Genomic DNA, 19935 nt, shown 5'->3' with positions numbered 1-19935 from the left:
AGTTCATGTCTAGACCCGATAACTAACGTCATCAAAATTACCTCCTAAACGCCCATTCATCTGAGCCTAGCGCCATCATGGTTTTTCTGAAAATACTTCCATTGTTCACTTATTTCACGCTGATATATTATCGAAAAGTAACGGTTGATTTACTCATCATAAAATAGCCAATAAAAACAGAATTCAAAGGCATAAACCTCCAGTTACCTTTCCAAACTCATTTTTATATTTCGTTATCACTTTATCCATCTTCTTGTTGATGGTATAAAGTGGCTAAAATACTGTGTTCAAAAATTATAAGGCTCCAAGATGTCTAAAATGTTCTTCAAAGGTCGTATCGAGACTCGTCAAAACCACGTTAAATCTGGTTTTAACACTAAGCGTGACGTTAAGTTAGGTACTGAAGAAGCACCACTGACTTTAGTTGTTCAAACAGAAGAACGTAAAGTTGAAATTGAAGCGCAGATTACTGAGCACGATTTATTCGCAAACATCGAAGTGAATGCTGAAAAAGAAGAGAATATTCTTGAGCTTGAAGGCGTACTAAACAAGCCAAAAACAACTCGCTTTGAAAAAACACCTAACCGCAATGAAGCATGTCCTTGTGGTAGCGGTCAAAAATACAAAAAATGTTGTGCTTAATCACTATTTTAAATAGCTAAGCTAAACACAAAAAAGAGCCTCTGTTATCACTAACATGAGGCTCTTTTTTTATGTGCATTTTCTTATTACCTGTAACTATCTATCTCATCATCTAACCATTACGTTATTTGATATTCAAGAACGCGGCGCCACGAACACCACCTGAATCGCCATGTTTCGCTTTAATAATGCGAGGTACACGCGCAACCGACAACAAGTGCTTTGGTAAACGCTTTGGTAATTCATCATAAATCAGTGCAAAGTTTGATAAGCCGCCACCTAGAGCAACGACATGTGGGTCAAAGCAAGTAAATAGATTAGCAAAACAAATCGCCAATAATTCCATAAAGCGATCAACGTGTTCAACCGCATCGGCATCACCCGCTTCATTTGCTTTGATAATATCTATCGCTTTCTTTTCTTGGCCATAATAATGAGCATAAAGTAACTCAAAACCACGACCAGAAAGGTAATTATCAATACAACCTTTGTTACCACAACCACATTCAAGTAACGGTGCTTTCTCACCTAAATGAAACCATGCATCAATCGGTAAACGAGAATGGCCTAACTCTCCCGCAACGTGGCTATACCCTGAGAATACTTTGCCATCAAAGACTAAACCACCACCAAAACCAGTCCCAAGAATCAACCCAAGCACTGAGGGTGAATCTTTTAATTCTTCATCCCATGCTTCTGATAGTGCAAAACAGTTCGCATCATTATCAATTTTAACTGAGCGACCAATTTTTGCTTCCAGATCTTTTCGTAAAAATTGACCTTTTGCCGCAGGGACATTACTGGTAAGTAAAGCGCCCGTTTCTGCATCTTCCATTCCTGGAATGCCTAAACCGACCTTACCTTCAACACCAAATTCCGCATCATATTTTGCGATTAAGCTGGCGATATCATTAACTAAAAGTGAATAATCTTCAGTTTGAGTTGGAATTCGTTCTGTCGCGACACGTTCTAATTTTTCATTAAACGCACCAAATTCAATCTTTGTTCCACCCACATCAAAACCGTAGTACATAAGGTATCCTTGTCCTAAATTTATTTTAATTTTTTATGGTGTTATCTTACCTAATTTTTATAAATACAGACTGTGACCTACGCAGAATTAAGCCTAATTTAATGTGAGATGAACCTCAAATTGTCATTAGATTAAGTTATTAACTTTCAGTTCTGTACGAAATTCAATCAAGCGTTTTAGGCCCATTCCTCTTTCTGCACCTTTCACTGGACGTTTACTGTAAAGATAATGCTCTCGAAATAAATCAAACCAACACTCAAGGTGCTTTGCATTCTCTTTTTCACCCAATAAATCCAATACCAAACTGGCCACTTCAGCTGTCGCTAATTGATGATCTTTCGTTGCTTTACGCATGATGTAATTAGAAAGGTGCTCACGGTTAAACGACAAGACAGGCAAATGATGTAAATACACACTTTTACGATACATACGCCCAGCTTCACGCCAACTACCATCAAGAAGAATAAATAACGGAGTTTTCCCCTCTTCAACCACAATATCATTTCTCACTAAGCTCTTATTTTCGATTAACTCTTCAGGAAAAATAACAAAAGGTTGATAAGATTCGTCTTTCAATAGTGCTAATAATTCAGGGTTTGGTTCAGTGCGGGACCAAAGATAAGCGTGAGTATCAGGAATAACATCAGCAATCAATTTCCCCGTATTACTTGGTTTAAGCACTTCGGTATCAAACATGATTAATAAAAAAGCCGCCTTTGATGCTGCTTGCGGCTGATATTCACAAATACAATAATCTTTACGTACTTGGCAAAATTCACAACGATCCACATTTCCACCACGCGCATTAAAGGGTTTTGTGGAGCGAGCTAGTCTTTCTTTGTGTAATTGATGAACTGAGTGAATACGCATTTACAATAACCAAGCTATTTATATGGAAAAAAAAGCGCATTTTACTTACAGTGTCGGTAATAACAAGTTCTATAAGAGAATTCCTCATGGAAAATAGCTGGATTGAACAAAGTGACACTATCCGCCTTGGCTGCTTTGTCGCTGCTTTCATCCTTTTTGCTTTGGTTGAGTATAAATGGCCACGTAAAAAGTTGACTCAAAAAAAATCATTACGCTGGGTAAATAACCTTGGTTTAATCGTATTTAATAGTATTGTTCTACGCCTAGCCTTACCGCTATTAGCCATTGATGCAGCTTATATCGCACAACAAGAAAATTTTGGAGTCTTTAATTACCTTGGAACCCCTTACTTTTTGACATTTCTCCTTTCTATTTTATTGTTAGATTGGATTATCTATTGGCAGCACCGTGCTTTTCATCGTGTTCCTTCATTATGGCGCTTACATCGAATGCACCATTCTGACCAAGACATTGATTTAACGACAGGAACTCGATTTCATCCGGTAGAAATTATTTTATCCATGTTGATAAAAATTGCGGCCATCGGGATCTTAGGGATTCCAGTTGAAGCCGTCATTGTCTTTGAAATAATTTTGAATGTAAGTGCAATGTTTAATCACAGTAATCTCCATATTCCACGATGGTTAGATCGTTACATCAGAACCTTACTTATTACCCCTGATGTGCACAGAGTTCACCATTCAATCCATGTCACCGAGATGAATAACAACTATGGGTTCTTTTTATCTATTTGGGATCGTATTGGAAAAACGTATTTAGTGAGACCAAGAGATGGGCACGAAGACATGAAAATAGGGACCGCTTTATTTAGAAGCGAAAAAGAGCAACGGTTAGACAAAATGTTGACTCAACCATTTAGGAAAAAATAACGTTTATTGATGAGGTGCCTTCAATGGCACCTTACTTAATACTCAAATGAGTTAACTTCATAATCAGTTAAATAACGCCATTCACCTTCATTTACATCCAAACTGATCTCTCCGAACTGCTCTCTATGCAATAAAATCACTTTATTTCCAACAGCAGAAAACATACGTTTTACCTGATGGAACTTACCTTCAATAATGGTCAGTAATACTTCTCTCTCTGTAATAATCTTCAATTTAGCAGGCCTTGTTAACTCTACTTCCCCTTGCAGTTGCACACCTAACTCGATCTTGATTATTGCCTCACTGGTAATTATATTACGTAAACCAACTCGATATACTTTCTCGCATTTCTTTGATGGCGTAATAATATTGTATGACCATCGACCGTCATCGGTAATAAGCACAAGGCCAGTGGTATCTGAATCTAAACGCCCAGCAATGTGCAATTCCGAATTATTACCTTCTTTAATATAGTTGAATAAGGAGGGATAGGCTTCATCGATGTTTGAACAAATCGTATTAGCAGGTTTATTCATGAGTAAGTAGCGAAAAGGACGAGCAGTCAATAAATCACCATTGAGTGTCACATGGTTGTTCTCATGCACTTGAGTCGATTCAACGGTAACAATCTTAGCATTCACTTTTACTCTTCCCTCAGCAATGCATTCAAGCGCTTCGTTTTTTGTTAACGTCGTACTTTTACAAACAAATTTATCAAGGCGCATAAGGCTCACACTATAAGGACTTATTATCATCCTATTATCCTTTCTCTTTATAAATAAGCAACGATCAAAAAAGGCGATCCGAAGATCGCCTTTTTAGTTTTTTTGCTATTTATTACGAACCTAGCTTTTATTCTATTGCCTATTATGGTGTGTAGAACGTTGCAGCGCCAGGACCTACTGGTAAACCAAATACGAATACCCATAGGTAGAACAGAATACTCCAACCAAACATAAAGCAGATTGAGTATGGAAGCATGGTCGCAATCAATGTACCAATACCTAGATTCTTCATGTAACGCGTTGCTACCGCAAGGATTAAACCAAAGTAACTCATCATTGGTGTAATGATATTCGTTGTTGAATCGCCGATACGATACGCGGCTTGAATTGTTTCTGGTGCGTAACCCACTAACATTAACATTGGCACGAAGATAGGTGCAGTGACTGCCCACTGAGCAGAAGCCGAACCAATCATCAAGTTAATGAAACCACACATTAAGATGAATGCGAAGAATAACATAGGTCCAGTAAGGCCAACGTCTTGTAAGAAACTCGCACCGCCAACTGCAATGACTTGACCAAAGTTAGTCCACTTAAAAAAAGCAACAAACTGTGCAGCAAAGAACACAAGAACAATATACATGCCCATTGAAGACATTGATGTTGCCATTGCATTGATCACATCTCTGTCGTTCTTCATTGTACCTACGATTTTACCGTAAACAAAACCCGGAACAGCAAAGAATACAAAGATGAATGCCACAATACTTTTAAGGAATGGAGACCCTGAAACCGTACCTGTTGCTGAACGTAATACGCCATCTTCAGGAACTATCGTCCATGCAAGTAACGCACTGACAATCAGAACAGCCACACCAGCAAACTTAAGCCCTTTCTTTTCAACGGCGGTCAGTTTACCCATCTTATCATTTGATAGATCTTCTGCTGCTTCTTCATCATTGTATTTACCTAATTTCGGTTCAATAATTTTCTCAGTTACAAACGCACCCGTGATTGCAATGAAGAAAGTAGATACAAACATAAAGTACCAGTTTGCTTCAGGACCTACGGTGTACGTTGGATCAATCATTTGCGCTGCAGTTTCTGTAATACCAGAAAGCAGTGGGTCAACGGTACCGATAAGAAGGTTTGCAGAGTAACCACCAGAAACACCAGCGAATGCAGCAGCAAGACCGGCTAACGGATGACGACCGAGTGAATGGAACAGCATCGCCGCAAGTGGGATAAGTACGACATAACCAAGCTCAGAGGCTGTATTTGAGATAATACCGGCAAATACGACGGTTACGGTAACCATTCGCTTAGAGGCGCCCATTACCATGCCACGCATAGCAGCAGATAACATGCCTGAATGCTCAGCGATTGCAACACCAAGCATTGCGACAAGAACGGTACCCAACGGAGCGAAACCAACAAAGTTTTTCACTAAGTTAGTCACAATAAGTTGTAAGCCTTCTGCATTAAATAAACTGATGCCATGGATCATGCCGTCAGCTGCACGTCCTTTTTCCCCTTCAGGACGAGGATCGATAACTGAGACTTCAAAATAACCAGCAATGCCAGAAAGAACGAGAATTGCCACACAAAAGATTGCAAAAAGAGTGATTGGGTGTGGTAAAAGGTTTCCTAAATATTCAACAGAATCAAGAAAACGAGTGAACAACGGCCTTTTTGGCTGTTGTTGGTTTTTTTGTTGCGATGCAGACGAACTCATCTGTAACTCCTTGTTTTAATCTTACTGATTTAATTTAATCACCTCATGTCTATCAAAACGACTAAAATGTAAGTGTTTAGTTAAAAGTAAGTACATCCAAAATTTAAACAAAGGTTACTCGATTGTAAAATGCATTAAAAGTGTAAAATGTCACAAAATATTTCAAATACAGGTGTTATGACTATTAAACGAACAAAAAGCAGTTATACCAATTAACTATTACAACATCTTATTCACAATCACTTGATGTCTTCAACGTTATTTCTATGCAATAATAGAGAAAACGCATTAGGATTTTTATCATGACTCGCAATATCTCTTTAATCTTTGGCTTTATCCTATTAAGTAGCATCGCAGGCTGTAGCTCTACGCCACCCTCCCAACAATTATCGAAACAAGATATTGAAGTTAAATACCCACAGTTGAAGCAATCCGATGGCTATCAAGATTATTTTCGAGAATGGCAAGGCGTCCCTTATAAATACGGTGGAATAAGTAAAGATGGTGTGGATTGCTCAGCTTTTACTCAAGACGCACTTCAAACATTACATCAATTATCTTTACCTAGAACGACTGAGTATCAAATATCAACGGGGCAGAAAATTGCGCTCGTAAATGCAAAGAAAGGCGATCTTATTTTCTTTAAAACAGGAATAAAAGTAAGACATGTAGGTGTGTATATTGGAAACCGTGAATTCATGCATGCTTCAACATCAAAAGGCGTCATTATCTCAAGTCTTGATAATCCATATTGGAAAAAAGCGTATTGGCAAGCAAGGCGAGTGTTGTAATTTTCATAAAAAAGCTAAGAAAAAATAGATAAGTATTTACCTTAATTCTCTTAGCTTCATTAATTTATTGTCTAATTATTTAAAAGCACTATCAAAAAGATTTTTAATTAAGCCAATATAATCATCTAAAAACATAACTTGTTCGTTCGTCGCTTTTTGAACCCAAGCACTTGCAAGTACTTCACCTAAATCCGCCACAACTGCATCGGCTTCACGCATTAACGTAAAACGAACATCAGGATCTAACTCTGGATTCTGTTGGAATACCGCCATAAGATTAGAAGCAACAAGATCAGTCACAATATCTTCTACTGTTTCTTCGCCTGTATCCCCTTGCTGATTAGCAAAGATTGCTAGATGCTCGGTCAAGTATTCAATTAGCGCATGGTACCCATCTGAATTAATCACCATAATCTGCCCATTTTTTATAATAGTAAGTGTTCATTGTCATAATATACCCATTAAATTAGGCACTGATGGTTAATTTATCAAATTCGAGAATAATGCTCAACCATTACCTTTCAACCTTGACTTTTCAATTACTTCAACAACTTATTTAGATTAAATATTTAACGCTTTTAGCTGTACTTCACAGATATTTATCAAAAATACACTATGATTAATGAAGATATTTTTAGACACAAGAGAGGCAATTATGTGGCAAGCAATCGCTCAACAAATCTCTGACGTGACAAAACGCCCTTTTACCATCTCAGATCGTGAAACCATTAATGGTGGCGAGATAAATGACTGCTATATGATCAGTAATGGATCTGAACGTTATTTTGTAAAAGTAAATGATCGGGCTGAGCTTCCTATCTTTGAAACTGAACTGGAAAGTCTGACTCAACTCGATAAATCAGATCATATTTTTGTTCCAAAACCTATTCATATCGGAGTAACTAAAACTCACTCTTTTCTTGTTCTAAATTATCTTCCAACCAAAGTCATGGATAAAAAGGCCTCTTATGACTTAGGCATTAGTCTTGCCCACCACCATTTGTGGGGCGACCAATTAGAATACGGTTTTGACGGCGATAACTATCTTGGTAGTGTATTACAAGTAAATACATGGCATCGAAGATGGGACTGTTTTTTTGCGGAACAACGCATTGGTTGGCAACTTCAACTATTGCATGAAAAAGGGATGTTTTTAGGAGATATCGACACCCTTGTTAATAATTCAAAGAAAATCCTACACAATCATAATCCTAAACCCTCATTACTGCATGGCGATTTCTGGCATGGTAATGTGTCACTCAGTGTTAAAGGTCCGATAGTTTATGATCCAGCTTGCTACTGGGGAGATCCTGAATGCGATCTTGCCATGGCAACACTATTTGGTGGTTTTCAAGACAGTTTTTTTGAAGGTTATTTGTCTATCCGTAACATTGAGGAGGGGTTTGAAACTCGTCAAAACCTTTATAATCTTTATCACGTACTCAACCACTGTAATATGTTCGGTGGTGAATATTTAAACCATGCTCAACAATTGATCGATAAATTAAACCTAACCCATTGAGCAGCTAAATATTAAAAACAGTTTGAGGTGATCTTTATCACCTCATTTTTTATATCTTATTTATCAAGCCTTTAAAAAATAAGCCCTAAGTCAACCTTTCCACTTAATTCACTGCAAAAACCAACTCTTTTTTCTATTATTGACTAGTCACATTGTTGCAGACTTTTCTAACAATATGATGCGCCAAGAACCTCGGCGGTAATTGCAGTACAATTAGAAGGAGTTTATTTTGAATAATTACATTACGAAAAATATAGAATGCCCAAATTGTCAGCACTCTATTGATATGGTAATCGGTCAAAATCAACGTAGTCAGCAGGTGTATGATGATTGCCCATCTTGCCATCGTGCTATTGAAATGAAAATGACCGTTAACCCGCATAACAGTACGATAAACTTATCGATAGACAGTAATGAAGACGGGCTGTTTTAATTCATTATGATCAAATTAATTATTTTGGTTCGCTAATACTCGCTCAATCGTATCGACAATAGCTTGGGTTTGCGGATCAATTTCTAAATTAATTTTATCACCCACAATACGCTCACTTAAATTCGTTCTCTCTAGAGTTTCAGGGATAAGATTCACGTTAAATCCCTTTGCATCAACGTCACCAATCGTAAGACTAATTCCATCGACACCAACATACCCTTTATGTAACACATATTTGAGCCATGTAGGTGGAACATCAAACCAAATTTTACAGTTCGCGGGGGTTTTAATCACTTCCCTTACGATCATAATATCAACAATATGACCTGACATTGAATGACCACCAATCTCATCACCAAACCGAGCGGCACGCTCAATATTGACTCGTTGCCCAATACTTAAGAAACCAAGGTTGGTTAAACGTAACGTTTCTTCAATCAAATCAAACCAGACTTTGTTGCCATCAATTTTAGTCACCGTCAAACAGCACCCGTTATGAGCAACAGAAGCCCCTATTTCTAATTCATGATTGTAAGGTTCAAGAATTTCAACAATATGAGTCTGAAAGTTCTCTTTTTTAATGATATCAATAACCTTTGCCGTCGTTGCTACAATCCCAGTAAACATCCGTCTCTCCAATCAATTTGATACTAAAAATTCAAGAGCATTATTTAACTCTCTCTATTTTTAAAAATATCACAATACGTTGAATATTTCATTTTGTGAAGTTGTACTTACTCTATATACTGTCGGATTCTGCTTACCTTTGACAGACTCCTGTTTAAAGCACTCAATCAGACCCTTATATCTCTTTTTATTCGATCTCATGATCGGCTCTAAAAGTCATCGCTATAACCTTTACATATTAATATCCACGGTGAATCAGTGCACAGATACCAAAAAGAAATCGTTCGCTTAATCAAGCTATCTACCCCTGTTCTAATTGCGAGTGTTGCTCAAACAGGCATGGGGTTTGTCGATACAGTAATGGCAGGTGGCGTAAGTGCTACCGACATGGCAGCCGTTGCGATTGCAGCCAGTGTTTGGCTGCCTGCTATATTATTTGGTGTTGGTTTACTAATGGCACTTGTGCCTGTTGTTGCTCAACTGAATGGTTCAGGAAAATCGAAAAAAATTCCTTTTGAGATCCATCAGGGCATTTATTTAGCCCTACTGATCTCTATTCCTATTATGGTTATCCTTTACAACGCCGGACATATCATTGCATTAATGAATGTTGAGCCTGAGTTATATGAAAAAACTAAAGGTTACTTACACGCCGTATTGTGGGCCGCACCTGCGTTTTTATTATTCCAAGCATTGCGCAGTTTCTGCGAAGGTTTGTCATTAACGATACCTGCAATGGTCATTGGTTTTATCGGTCTTGCCGCTAACATCCCTCTAAACTGGATGTTTGTATATGGCAAGCTTGGTGCCCCTCCCCTAGGTGGTGTTGGTTGTGGTATTGCAACCGCTATTGTCTACTGGCTGATGTTTGTTGCGATGATCATTTATACGTTTGTAGCGCCAAAGCTACGCCGCGTAAACTTATATGAAAACTGGAACAAACCACAACTAAAAGAAATCTATCGCTTATTTAAGCTGGGTCTTCCTGTTGCCTTGTCTATTTTCTTTGAAGTAACCTTATTTGCAGCGGTTGCTCTATTGGTTTCCCCATTAGGCTCTACCGTTGTTGCTGCCCATCAGGTGGCGATTAACTTCTCTTCATTGATCTTTATGGTGCCAATGAGCATTGCGATTGCAGTAAGTATTCGCGTAGGTCAAAAATTAGGTGAAAATGATCTTGAAGGAGCACGAATTGCAAGCTATTGCGGTTTGGCTTTTGGTCTATTAATGGCATTTTGTACCGCTATTTTAACCGTACTTTTTCGCGAATCTATTGCTTATTTATACACAGACAACGTCGAAGTAGTACATCTCGCGGTAAGCTTAATGTTATTGGCTGCGGTTTACCAATGTACTGATGCAGTGCAAGTTGTTGCTGCTGGTGCATTGCGTGGCTATAAAGACATGACAGCAATCTTTAAACGTACGTTTATCTCTTATTGGATTGTCGGTTTGCCTGCGGGATACATTCTAGGCATGACGGATTGGATCGTTGAGCCTATGGGTGTTTACGGTTTCTGGATTGGCTTTATTGGTGGTTTAAGTACCGCTGCTATCCTATTAAGCTTACGTTTACGTTGGCTACAGAAAAACCCACAACACATCAATATGGAAGTCGATGAATTGCAAGTAATGCATTAATCCCATATTCAAAATAAAAATCCCCAAAGAGTACTTCTCCTTGGGGATTTTTATTATGTGAAGATCTATATTTATACCTACCAAATACCAACGGGGACGCCATGCTCATCAACATACGCTTGTGCTTCTTCACTTAATTCTGGATATATAAAATCATCGGATACTTTATATTCTATCGCTTGTACTTTAAATTGCAGTTCATTTTTAAAGCACGTGCCATTTAGAAAGACAGAGATCATACCATCAGGGGCTAAGCCTAATAATATATTATCTTTATATGGATATAGACCATTATTGAATCCACACCTCATATCATGGTATTCGCTCATTTTCTTTCGTATTTCTTCTGATACTCGAACGCTTTTATTGTACGTTTTTTTATTAGATAAAGAGTGCCATCGAATATAAAATAAACCGGGTAATTCAGTACTTTTAATTGAATAGCCTGAATGAAATCGTTCTAACCCCTCCCAATTAAGAGGATCTAATGATTCCATTGTCGCCTTGCCAATCATACCTTTCCATCCACCCGACTTCTTCTCTCCAACAATTAGTAATGTATCCCCCCTCACCGTATAATATTTTGGTGACATCGTTGATATTGTCCATTCATCTAATTGCTTTTGTTTCTCAAATAGAGAGCTTCCACAGCCAGATAACAGTAAACAAAAAATACTTAGGATTATCTTAATCATTTTATATACCTACCAAATACCAACGGGGACGCCATGCTCATCAACATACGCTTGTGCTTCTTCACTTAATTCTGGATACACAAAATCATCGGATACTTTATATTCAGTCGCTTGCACTTTAAACTGCAGTTCATTATCAAAACAGCCACCATTAAGAAATACCGAAATCATTCCATCTGGAGCTAAGCCTAATAAAATATTATTTTTATATGGACGAAGTTTATTACTTTTCCCACAACGAATATCATGATAATTCTTCATTTTATCTCTAATATCTTCAGAAACTCTAATATTCTTATTGTACGTTTTTTTGTTTGATAAAGAGTGCCACCGTATATAAAACAAGCCGGGTAATTCAGTACTTTTAATTGAATAACCTGAATGAAAGCGCTCTCCTCCATCCCAATTAAGTGGACTTAACGACTCCGTAGTATAAGTTCCAACCATACCAGTCCATCCCCCTTGTTTTTTCTCTCCGACAATAAGTAATGATTCTGTCATTGCAGTATAATACTTGGGTGCTAAGTAGTTAATGATAAGTTTTCGAGAATGAAGATTTCGCCTTTACCATATATCCATATATCCATATGGTATTAAAATGAGTATTTTAACGTCAGTGTCTATATCATAATGAAAGCAGTTAATCCTTTAACAGACAATGAAAAAATAACCCTAAAAGAAGCGATCGCTAATCATCCAAAAAATAGAGTAAGAATACGAGCACATGCGATTATTCTCAGTGATAAAGGCTACTCTATTTTAGCGTTAACTGATATTTTAGACGCTAAATTTGAGACCATATCGTCATGGATAGACCATTGGGAAGCCTGTGGAATGCTCGGATTGTATGACGCTGTTCGTATAGGTAGAAAACCTATTTACACAGAAGCAGAAGTATATCGTTTGAAGTCATTGGTTGATGAAGAGCCACATCAACTTAAACGAGCACAAGCAATACTTGAAGAAGAAACAGGTAAAAAATCCAGCTTAGACACTATTAAACGAAATATAAAAAAAGTGATTACAGTTACAAAAGAGCCCGACACTCATTAAAGTTAAAGCGTGACGATATGAAATTCAATAATTTCAGTAATATATTGAATTCATTGATTGAAATGGAACGTACGAATAAATGTGAACTCTTTTATTTTGATGAGTCAGGCTTTAGTCAGAAATCTAATCTTCCTTATTGTTGGGGACCTATCGGTGTTCAATCGCTAAGGCCTGCTCATTCACACAGCAAACGGCTCAATGTTCTTGGCTTCTTAAGTAGACAAGGTAAATTGAGTTTTCAAACAACGGAAGGAAGAGTAACTACCGATACAGTAATTGATGCATTTGAGCACTTTATCAACGCACGAAAAAACGATAAGCCATGCTTTATTATCTTAGATAATGCCTCTTTTCATAGGTCAGCAAAATTTAAACAAAAATTGCATGAGTGGTTGATGAATGATGTATTAGTTTGTTATCTACCACCGTACTCTCCAGAGCTCAATATCATTGAGATATTGTGGAAGAAAGTAAAATATGAATGGTTACCATGTGAAGCGTTCAAAACGTTTGAAGACCTCAGTATTAACATCAAAAACATATTAAATTATTACGGCGAAAAATTCACAATAACTTTTGCGTGACTACTTAACAAGACATTTTGATCTAGATAAAGAAAAGGGCAACCCTGATTAATTTTTAATCTCATGATTGCCCTTTCTTATTCATTCATCCTTGTGTCTCGTCATATCAGTGACTCAACAGACAAGATTTAATTTGGTAACACTGCCGTCTTATTTTTTTCTGGTTTTCCACATAAATAGGCGTTACCAAACATAGTCACTGAACTCGAAAAACTGAGAGGTTGATATAGGTATAGAGTATCAGCGCCTAATTTAGCAGATTTAATTCGCATTTGGTTTAATGAGCCCCAAACCATGTCTTTATCTGCATGTAGCCAGTAATCATAAAAATGACCTTCTGAACCAAATACAATGCCCATTCGTTCACAATCTTTAACCGCATCGACTTCATCCCAAACAACCTCTACTTTCTCAGACTCTTGAGTTGGAAAAGTTACACAGCCTGTTAATAGCATTGTTGATGCTATTATTGTACTAACCATTAGCGTTTTCATTATGTAATCACTAACCAAATAAATGTGAGGGGATTTTAATCAAAATAATAGAAGAGGCAAGTAAAGAGTTGTCTATATACTTGTTTTTAATATTTATTTACGAAATTATATTCATCAAAGATAATACCGTCATTGCCTTCCTCCCTTACGGTAAACCTATTTTTTCTAATCGCTTCGCAGATATGATATTTTCCACATCAACGCCCACAATCAACTTATCTATTAACACCCTTTCACTGCAACTGTTTATTCATCCGTAAACAACTCACCACCAGAAGATCTCACCTAATAAATAGCCTAAATATACGATTCCAGAATCCGACTTATGCAGAAATAGAAAATCAATAAAGGACATTGGATCCACTAAACGAACCGTAAATAAATGACTTTCGGAGATCATTTTAGTCAACCAAAATTAGCATCGGAATGAGTATTCATGTTTTAAAAATAGGGAGGAAGAGCTTGAACAACCGAAGGAGAAAGTAAATCAACAATAGAAGCCAATAAATCAGGTGTTGGTGACGCGATATATAAATCAACATAAGAAACATCAAGTCTTTCCGTTGTAAATGCTAATGATGCAACGTTGAACTATTCATCATACATTTACCTTAAAACTATAGGACTAAAAGTGCTTCTCTACGGATAAACCTCTACTTCCGTGGATTATTACTATACCAAGCATCAAGCAGCTCTTTACCGTAAACAATGTCTATATTCATATGCATAACCAAAAGAAAAACCACTAATAACATACAGAGAATATTAAACCAGATATTCACTTTTCTACGCATTGGTTCGTAGGTACAAATATTAATCGCAACGAAAAGAAAAGGATAACTGCCTAATAATATAATTAGCCACCCAAGATAATTTGATATCGCCATTGGAGCCATTATTCACCTCATGTACTCGAATAAAAAACGAATATAACTAAATTGAGAATCAATCTAATTATTGTCTATTTTTAAGCCAAATCAAATAAATGACAGCAGATTTGTATTGTCTTTCGCAGTTTACACAAACTAAATAAATAACGGGCGATAATGAAGAACAGAGGTAGGAATAAAAAGGACATAAAATAAGTACATACCTATTACTTGATGTCCTTTTTTAGAACAGAATTACTTCCACTTATCCGCTTCTATTTTTGCATTCGCATTGCGAACTACAGAAGCCACTTCTTTATCAACGATAGTCTGACCGATCGGTGCAATTGAAATAGCAGCAAGTTTTAAATGCTGTATCGCAAATGGAATACCAATGATAGTAACAAAGCAAGCAATTGCCGATATTACATGACCAATCGCCAACCAGAAGCCAGCAAAAATAAACCACAGAACATTACCTAAAAAACCAAGGCTACCCGTTCCTATATCTTCAGATTTCGTTAAATCATCACGACGGATCGCTTCTTTACCGAAAGGAAAAAATGAAAAGCCCGCGATAACAAAACACGCTCTTCCCCAAGGGATTCCAATAATGCTGATAAAAGCGATAAGCCCAAAAAAGCACCATGCTAAACCCATAAACACGCCACCAAACAGAAACCAGATTAAATTACCAATTGCGCTCATTTTATTTCCTTACTTATAAATTTGAGATACCGATAAAACATACAATGCCAGATTATACATAGATAAAACGATTAATCATCCGCGCCACATTTAGCACATGCAACATGAGTTCGTTCACCCTCATTAATAACCGTATAACTGCCTACGCAATTTTTACACAATGCGAGTATTGGATAGGCTTCTTTCTCTTTTTTAGACGTTGTATCGCCTTCCGTCGTGTAACGTTTTCTCATTGTGGTGCCTTAATTAGCGATGAAGAGTTTAGTTTTACATTAATCCTACTTTTGGTGCTGAACAACACCGATTAACCATAATATCATAAAGCACACAATACGCATTCTAGTCTTAATCAATAACAAATTAAAAATAAACTATTGAAATTATTCTTGAGTAATGCCCCCCTCCTCATAACTAGTTCACTCACCAAAATTTGACCAAGATCTCCTATTCACCACTCTATCAATTGTAATTCTGCGCTCGATCACACTTAGTTACATTCCTTGATGCAAAAAGCCATTTATTGCTCTAAATTCACCATCGAAACGTTTACGCAAACGTTTCGATGAGTATAAAACACGCAGTAAATGCTCATCAATTATTAATCAAGGGTATTCTCATGAAGAAAAACACACTATTAAATGCTGAATTATCGTACATAATTGCCTCTCTAGGCCATACCGATGAAATTACAATTTGTGATGCTGGCTTACCTATTCCAGACAGATCACAACGAATCGATTTAGCGTTAATTCAGGGGATACCAACCTTCATTGATACCGTAAAAGCAACGCTTGCTGAGATGCAAATTGAAGGCGTAATTGTTGCCCAAGAATTCAAAACCGTTAGCCCACAATTGCATGATGAGCTAATGACTCTTGTCCAAATCGAAGAAGAATTACGCGGTAAACCAATCACGATTTCTTATATCCCTCACGAAGAATTCAAATCACATTCTCACCAGAGTAAAGCGATAGTTCGTACTGGTGAATGCACTCCTTACGCGAATGTTATTTTTCAATCTGGAGTTGTTTTTTAAGTCACCCTAGTGTCGATGATTAAGCAACTTACACAGTAGTAAATAATGAAAGGATCACTCATGAATCAACCCATTCTCGAACTAAAAGGGATTGAAAAAGCCTTCCCCGGTGTGAAAGCATTGGATGGCGCTTGCCTTAATGTTTATCCCGGTAAAGTAATGGCATTAATGGGCGAAAATGGCGCCGGTAAATCGACCTTAATGAAGTCTCTCACTGGCATTTATGCAATGGACGCGGGTGAAATACGTTACGAAGGTAAAGCGGTTAACTTTAATGGTCCTAAGCATTCTCAAGAATCTGGTATCAGTATTATTCACCAAGAGTTGAATCTTATTCCTGAATTAACGATTGCTGAGAATATCTTCTTAGGCCGTGAGAAAACCAATGTCTTTGGTGGCATCAAATGGGCTGAGATGTACAGCGATGCTGACGCCCTACTTAACCGTTTAAATGTAAAACACCACTCTCGTCAACTGTTAGGTGAATTGAGTTTAGGTGAGCAACAAATGGTTGAAATTGCAAAGGCACTGTCGTTCAAATCGAAAGTTATCATCATGGATGAGCCAACGGATGCGTTAACCGATACTGAAACCGAATCTCTGTTTAAAGTGATTAATGAATTACGTGATGAAGGCTGTGGCATTGTTTATATCTCTCACCGTCTAAAAGAGATCTTTGAGATCTGTGATGACATTACCGTGCTTCGCGATGGTAAATTCATCGGTGAACGTGTGGTTGCCGAGATTGATGAAGATACCTTAATTGAAATGATGGTAGGCCGTCGATTAGATGAGCAATACCCTCGTATTGATGCAACACACGGTGATAAATCATTAGAATTATTCGATGTGTCTGGTCCTGGTGTTGAGAATGTTAGTTTCTCATTAGATCGCGGTGAAATCCTTGGTATCTCTGGCTTGATGGGTGCAGGTCGTACTGAGTTAATGAAAATCATCTACGGTGCTGCACCAATGACGTGTGGCGCAATCAAACTTAATAACAAAATGATTAACCCTATCTCTCCTCGTGATGGGCTGGCAAATGGCATTGCTTATATCTCTGAGGATCGCAAAGGCGATGGCTTAGTATTAGGTCTATCTGTCAAAGAAAACATGTCGTTATGTTCTTTGGATCAATTATCAAAAGGCATTCAACTTGATCATCAAGCAGAAGTGACGGCGGTTGAAGATTTCATCCGCTTATTTAATATCAAAACCCCTTCTCGTGACCAAATCATTGGTAACTTATCTGGTGGTAATCAACAAAAAGTAGCGATTGCCAAAGGTCTTATGACTCGCCCTAAAGTCCTTATTTTAGATGAGCCAACACGTGGTGTTGATGTCGGTGCGAAAAAAGAGATCTACCAATTAATTAATCAATTTAAAGCCGAAGGCATGAGCATTATTTTAGCCTCTTCTGAAATGCCAGAAGTGTTAGGAATGAGTGACCGCATTTTAGTGATGCATGAAGGCCATATTAGTGGTGAATTCATGGCTAAAGATGCCGATCAAGAAAAATTATTGGCTTGTGCAGTAGGTAAAACTGTTCAGCAAAACGTCGAGGTAACAGCATGAGCACTAAATCTATGACTCCATCTGAATCGCAAAAAAAGAAAGGCGGCATGTTCTCAAAAGAATGGCTGATTGAGCAAAAATCGTTAATCGCACTATTGCTACTCATTGTCGTGGTTTCTTTTTTAAACGACAACTTTTTTACTGTCGACAATATTCTAAATATCTTACGTCAAACCTCGGTAAACGCGATCATCGCAGTTGGTATGACATTAGTTATTTTGACCGCTGGCATTGATTTGAGTGTTGGCTCAGTATTGGCGCTTTGTGGTGCCTTTGCCGCTACGATGATTGGCCTTGAGATCCACCCAATCATTGCGGTTCCGACCTCTTTACTTGCAGGTGCTATTCTTGGTGCGATTAGCGGAATTATCATTGCCAAAGGTAAAGTTCAAGCCTTTATCGCAACGCTGGTAACGATGACGTTGCTTCGTGGTGTAACCATGGTTTACACAGAAGGCCGCCCTATCTCTACTGGCTTTACTGATGTTGCTGATAGCTTTTCATGGTTCGGTACGGGTTATGCACTTGGTATCCCAGTTCCAATCTGGTTAATGGTTATCGTGTTCGCATCGGTATGGTACTTATTAAATCACACACGCTTTGGTCGCTATGTTTACGCGCTAGGTGGCAATGAATCGGCAACACGTTTATCGGGCATCAATGTTGATCGCGTTAAGATCGGTGTTTATGCTATCTGTGGTCTACTTGCTGCTTTGGCTGGCTTAATCGTAACGTCTCGTCTTTCTTCTGCTCAACCAACCGCGGGTATGGGTTATGAGTTAGATGCTATCGCTGCGGTTGTTCTTGGTGGAACAAGCCTTGCTGGTGGTAAAGGTCGTATTATGGGTACGCTTGTTGGTGCTTTGATTATCGGCTTCTTGAACAACGCACTTAACTTATTAGATGTATCGTCTTACTACCAAATGATCGCAAAAGCCGTGGTTATCTTACTGGCCGTATTAGTCGATAATAAAAACAAATAAATCCAAAAGAACCACCCTGTAACTCGTTAGCTGTACTAAAAATTAGCTCTATCAATATTATTATTTTTATAAAAAGGCACAACCAAACGTACCCTGTTTGAATTGTGCCACCCTACACCCTTATAAGGAATATAGAATGAAAAAGTTAGCAACCTTAATCTCTGCGGCACTACTTTCTGCCTCTTTCTCATCGACGGCTTCGGCTCAAGATACAATGGCAATGGTCGTCTCTACCTTGAACAACCCATTCTTTGTAACAATGAAAGAAGGCGCTGAAGCAAAAGCAAAAGAACTAGGCTACAAACTGATTGTTCTGGATTCTCAAAATGATCCAAGTAAAGAGCTTTCAAACGTTGAAGATCTAACGGTTCGTGGTGTTAAAGCCATTTTGATTAACCCAACCGATTCAGATGCGGTATCAAATGCAATTCGCATGGCTAACCGTTCTGGAATTCCTGTCCTAACGCTTGATCGTGGTGCAAGCCGTGGTGATGTAGTGAGCCATATTGCGTCTGATAACGTGGCTGGTGGTGAAATGGCGGGTAAATACATCATGGAAAAAGTGGGCCAAAAAGCGCGCGTTATCCAACTGGAAGGTATTGCAGGTACGTCTGCTGCGCGTGAACGTGGCGAAGGTTTCATGAAAACAGTAAACAGCGGTGATTTAGTGCTACTTGGTAGCCAACCGGCTGATTTCGACCGCACTAAAGGTCTAAACGTAATGGAAAACATGCTTGCTGCAAACCCTGATGTGCAAGCGGTATTTGCTCAAAATGATGAAATGGCATTGGGTGCACTTCGCGCTGTGCAAGCGTCAGGTAAAGACGTATTAATCGTCGGCTTTGATGGCACTGAAGATGGTATTGCAGCCGTTAACCGTGGCATCTTGGGCGCAACTATCGCTCAACAACCCGATTTAATCGGTGCACTGGGTGTTGAAACGGCGGATAAAGTACTTAAAGGCGAAACGGTTGCTAAATATATCCCTGTTGAACTAAAAGTTATCACTAAATAAGACCGTAACAACAT

At 38.1% G+C, this 19935-nt stretch carries 22 protein-coding genes; 11 read left to right on the top strand and 11 right to left on the bottom strand.

The genetic code is table 11. The features are described 5' to 3' along the window. Positions 1-309 precede the first annotated feature (309 nt). On the top strand, positions 310-642 hold the full coding sequence (locus tag VSAL_RS07470; protein WP_012550086.1) for a PBPRA1643 family SWIM/SEC-C metal-binding motif protein: 333 nt from the start codon (positions 310-312) through the stop codon (positions 640-642). Between the two features lie 124 nt (positions 643-766). On the opposite strand, the gene nagK is transcribed toward VSAL_RS07470, so the two are convergent. Together nagK and VSAL_RS07460 are read right to left on the bottom strand one after the other, a co-directional pair. Further along, positions 767-1675 (bottom strand): N-acetylglucosamine kinase, encoded by a 909-nt coding sequence (nagK, locus tag VSAL_RS07465; RefSeq protein ID WP_012550085.1) that lies wholly within the window; start codon positions 1673-1675, stop codon positions 767-769. Between the two features lie 126 nt (positions 1676-1801). Beyond that, positions 1802-2545, bottom strand: coding sequence for a tRNA-uridine aminocarboxypropyltransferase (locus VSAL_RS07460; protein ID WP_012550084.1), 744 nt, complete (start codon positions 2543-2545; stop codon positions 1802-1804). Positions 2546-2631: 86 nt separating this feature from the next. Between VSAL_RS07460 and VSAL_RS07455 the strand changes: the two genes are divergently transcribed. Beyond that, positions 2632-3435 carry a sterol desaturase family protein gene (locus tag VSAL_RS07455; RefSeq protein ID WP_012550083.1) on the top strand — a complete coding sequence of 268 codons (804 nt, stop codon included), beginning with the start codon at positions 2632-2634 and terminating at the stop codon, positions 3433-3435. 35 nt (positions 3436-3470) lie between these two features. Here the strand turns inward: VSAL_RS07455 and VSAL_RS07450 are convergent, their stop codons facing one another. Then, the gene (locus tag VSAL_RS07450; protein WP_012550082.1) at positions 3471-4160 is read right to left on the bottom strand and encodes a pseudouridine synthase; all 690 of its coding nucleotides are present in this window, start codon (positions 4158-4160) and stop codon (positions 3471-3473) included. A gap of 142 nt (positions 4161-4302) precedes the next feature. Continuing rightward, positions 4303-5895, bottom strand: coding sequence for an AbgT family transporter (locus VSAL_RS07445; protein WP_012550081.1), 1593 nt, complete (start codon positions 5893-5895; stop codon positions 4303-4305). A 302-nt stretch (positions 5896-6197) separates the two neighbouring features. Here VSAL_RS07445 and VSAL_RS07440 point away from each other — a divergent pair, with 302 nt between their 5' ends. Then, the gene (locus VSAL_RS07440; protein WP_012550080.1) at positions 6198-6686 is read left to right on the top strand and encodes an NlpC/P60 family protein; all 489 of its coding nucleotides are present in this window, start codon (positions 6198-6200) and stop codon (positions 6684-6686) included. A gap of 75 nt (positions 6687-6761) precedes the next feature. Here the strand turns inward: VSAL_RS07440 and VSAL_RS07435 are convergent, their stop codons facing one another. Further along, positions 6762-7097, bottom strand: coding sequence for a DUF3802 family protein (locus tag VSAL_RS07435; protein WP_012550079.1), 336 nt, complete (start codon positions 7095-7097; stop codon positions 6762-6764). A 244-nt stretch (positions 7098-7341) separates the two neighbouring features. On the opposite strand from VSAL_RS07435, the gene VSAL_RS07430 reads away from it, so the two are divergent. Next, complete coding sequence (locus VSAL_RS07430) at positions 7342-8208, top strand: fructosamine kinase family protein (protein WP_012550078.1); 867 nt, start codon at positions 7342-7344, stop codon at positions 8206-8208. A gap of 229 nt (positions 8209-8437) precedes the next feature. Next, positions 8438-8641, top strand: coding sequence for a CPXCG motif-containing cysteine-rich protein (locus VSAL_RS07425; RefSeq protein ID WP_012550077.1), 204 nt, complete (start codon positions 8438-8440; stop codon positions 8639-8641). 15 nt (positions 8642-8656) lie between these two features. On the opposite strand, the gene VSAL_RS07420 is transcribed toward VSAL_RS07425, so the two are convergent. Further along, positions 8657-9268 carry a riboflavin synthase gene (locus VSAL_RS07420; protein ID WP_012550076.1) on the bottom strand — a complete coding sequence of 204 codons (612 nt, stop codon included), beginning with the start codon at positions 9266-9268 and terminating at the stop codon, positions 8657-8659. Between the two features lie 258 nt (positions 9269-9526). Between VSAL_RS07420 and VSAL_RS07415 the strand changes: the two genes are divergently transcribed. Further along, positions 9527-10909: an MATE family efflux transporter gene (locus tag VSAL_RS07415; RefSeq protein WP_012550075.1), complete on the top strand. Its 1383-nt coding sequence runs from the start codon at positions 9527-9529 to the stop codon at positions 10907-10909. 77 nt (positions 10910-10986) lie between these two features. On the opposite strand, the gene VSAL_RS07410 is transcribed toward VSAL_RS07415, so the two are convergent. Then, complete coding sequence (locus VSAL_RS07410; RefSeq protein ID WP_012550074.1) at positions 10987-11604, bottom strand: DUF2931 family protein; 618 nt, start codon at positions 11602-11604, stop codon at positions 10987-10989. Positions 11605-11613: 9 nt separating this feature from the next. Continuing rightward, positions 11614-12138 carry a DUF2931 family protein gene (locus VSAL_RS07405; RefSeq protein WP_269447616.1) on the bottom strand — a complete coding sequence of 175 codons (525 nt, stop codon included), beginning with the start codon at positions 12136-12138 and terminating at the stop codon, positions 11614-11616. 96 nt (positions 12139-12234) lie between these two features. On the opposite strand from VSAL_RS07405, the gene VSAL_RS22735 reads away from it, so the two are divergent. Beyond that, a protein-coding gene (locus tag VSAL_RS22735) for an IS630-like element ISVsa8 family transposase (RefSeq protein WP_085941784.1) occupies positions 12235-13241 on the top strand; the annotation gives its coding sequence in 2 pieces (ribosomal slippage) (positions 12235-12613 and positions 12613-13241; 1008 coding nt in all). Positions 13242-13369: 128 nt separating this feature from the next. On the opposite strand, the gene VSAL_RS07390 is transcribed toward VSAL_RS22735, so the two are convergent. From VSAL_RS07390 to VSAL_RS23640, 3 genes are all read right to left on the bottom strand, one after another. Continuing rightward, positions 13370-13735, bottom strand: coding sequence for a DUF4156 domain-containing protein (locus VSAL_RS07390; RefSeq protein WP_012550073.1), 366 nt, complete (start codon positions 13733-13735; stop codon positions 13370-13372). Positions 13736-14859: 1124 nt separating this feature from the next. Next, a complete protein-coding gene (locus VSAL_RS07380) occupies positions 14860-15312 on the bottom strand; it encodes a YccF domain-containing protein (protein WP_012550070.1) in 453 nt (150 codons plus the stop codon). A 71-nt stretch (positions 15313-15383) separates the two neighbouring features. Continuing rightward, positions 15384-15545 carry a hypothetical protein gene (locus VSAL_RS23640; RefSeq protein WP_012550069.1) on the bottom strand — a complete coding sequence of 54 codons (162 nt, stop codon included), beginning with the start codon at positions 15543-15545 and terminating at the stop codon, positions 15384-15386. A 383-nt stretch (positions 15546-15928) separates the two neighbouring features. Here VSAL_RS23640 and rbsD point away from each other — a divergent pair, with 383 nt between their 5' ends. The 4 genes from rbsD (at position 15929) to rbsB (ending at position 19921) form a co-directional block, all read left to right on the top strand. Next, positions 15929-16348, top strand: coding sequence for a D-ribose pyranase (gene rbsD, locus VSAL_RS07370; RefSeq protein ID WP_012550068.1), 420 nt, complete (start codon positions 15929-15931; stop codon positions 16346-16348). Positions 16349-16408: 60 nt separating this feature from the next. Then, positions 16409-17923 (top strand): ribose ABC transporter ATP-binding protein RbsA, encoded by a 1515-nt coding sequence (gene rbsA / locus VSAL_RS07365; protein WP_012550067.1) that lies wholly within the window; start codon positions 16409-16411, stop codon positions 17921-17923. Further along, the gene (gene rbsC / locus VSAL_RS07360) at positions 17920-18906 is read left to right on the top strand and encodes a ribose ABC transporter permease (protein ID WP_017022796.1); all 987 of its coding nucleotides are present in this window, start codon (positions 17920-17922) and stop codon (positions 18904-18906) included. Before rbsA ends, rbsC begins: the two co-directional genes overlap by 4 nt. 136 nt (positions 18907-19042) lie before the next feature. Beyond that, entirely contained in the window at positions 19043-19921 is an 879-nt protein-coding gene (gene rbsB / locus VSAL_RS07355) for a ribose ABC transporter substrate-binding protein RbsB (protein WP_012550065.1), read from the top strand. Positions 19922-19935: the final 14 nt, after the last annotated feature.

It is taken from the genome of Aliivibrio salmonicida LFI1238 (assembly GCF_000196495.1).
In the GTDB taxonomy this organism is placed as follows: Bacteria; Pseudomonadota; Gammaproteobacteria; order Enterobacterales; family Vibrionaceae; genus Aliivibrio; species Aliivibrio salmonicida.
Note: the sequence above shows the minus strand (reverse complement) of the source record. Positions and strands in the feature narration are given on the sequence as shown.

Coding starts and splice junctions, on each gene's coding strand:
- VSAL_RS07455 (WP_012550083.1), top strand. CDS start 2,632: ATGGAAAATAGCTGGATTGAACAAAGTGACACTATCCGCCTTGGCTGC.
- VSAL_RS07390 (WP_012550073.1), bottom strand. CDS start 13,735: ATGAAAACGCTAATGGTTAGTACAATAATAGCATCAACAATGCTATTA.
- VSAL_RS07460 (WP_012550084.1), bottom strand. CDS start 2,545: ATGCGTATTCACTCAGTTCATCAATTACACAAAGAAAGACTAGCTCGC.
- VSAL_RS07420 (WP_012550076.1), bottom strand. CDS start 9,268: ATGTTTACTGGGATTGTAGCAACGACGGCAAAGGTTATTGATATCATT.
- VSAL_RS23640 (WP_012550069.1), bottom strand. CDS start 15,545: ATGAGAAAACGTTACACGACGGAAGGCGATACAACGTCTAAAAAAGAG.
- VSAL_RS07445 (WP_012550081.1), bottom strand. CDS start 5,895: ATGAGTTCGTCTGCATCGCAACAAAAAAACCAACAACAGCCAAAAAGG.
- VSAL_RS07435 (WP_012550079.1), bottom strand. CDS start 7,097: ATGGTGATTAATTCAGATGGGTACCATGCGCTAATTGAATACTTGACC.
- VSAL_RS07380 (WP_012550070.1), bottom strand. CDS start 15,312: ATGAGCGCAATTGGTAATTTAATCTGGTTTCTGTTTGGTGGCGTGTTT.
- rbsA (WP_012550067.1), top strand. CDS start 16,409: ATGAATCAACCCATTCTCGAACTAAAAGGGATTGAAAAAGCCTTCCCC.
- VSAL_RS07440 (WP_012550080.1), top strand. CDS start 6,198: ATGACTCGCAATATCTCTTTAATCTTTGGCTTTATCCTATTAAGTAGC.
- VSAL_RS07470 (WP_012550086.1), top strand. CDS start 310: ATGTCTAAAATGTTCTTCAAAGGTCGTATCGAGACTCGTCAAAACCAC.
- VSAL_RS07410 (WP_012550074.1), bottom strand. CDS start 11,604: ATGATTAAGATAATCCTAAGTATTTTTTGTTTACTGTTATCTGGCTGT.
- rbsB (WP_012550065.1), top strand. CDS start 19,043: ATGAAAAAGTTAGCAACCTTAATCTCTGCGGCACTACTTTCTGCCTCT.
- VSAL_RS07430 (WP_012550078.1), top strand. CDS start 7,342: ATGTGGCAAGCAATCGCTCAACAAATCTCTGACGTGACAAAACGCCCT.
- nagK (WP_012550085.1), bottom strand. CDS start 1,675: ATGTACTACGGTTTTGATGTGGGTGGAACAAAGATTGAATTTGGTGCG.
- VSAL_RS07450 (WP_012550082.1), bottom strand. CDS start 4,160: ATGCGCCTTGATAAATTTGTTTGTAAAAGTACGACGTTAACAAAAAAC.
- rbsC (WP_017022796.1), top strand. CDS start 17,920: ATGAGCACTAAATCTATGACTCCATCTGAATCGCAAAAAAAGAAAGGC.
- rbsD (WP_012550068.1), top strand. CDS start 15,929: ATGAAGAAAAACACACTATTAAATGCTGAATTATCGTACATAATTGCC.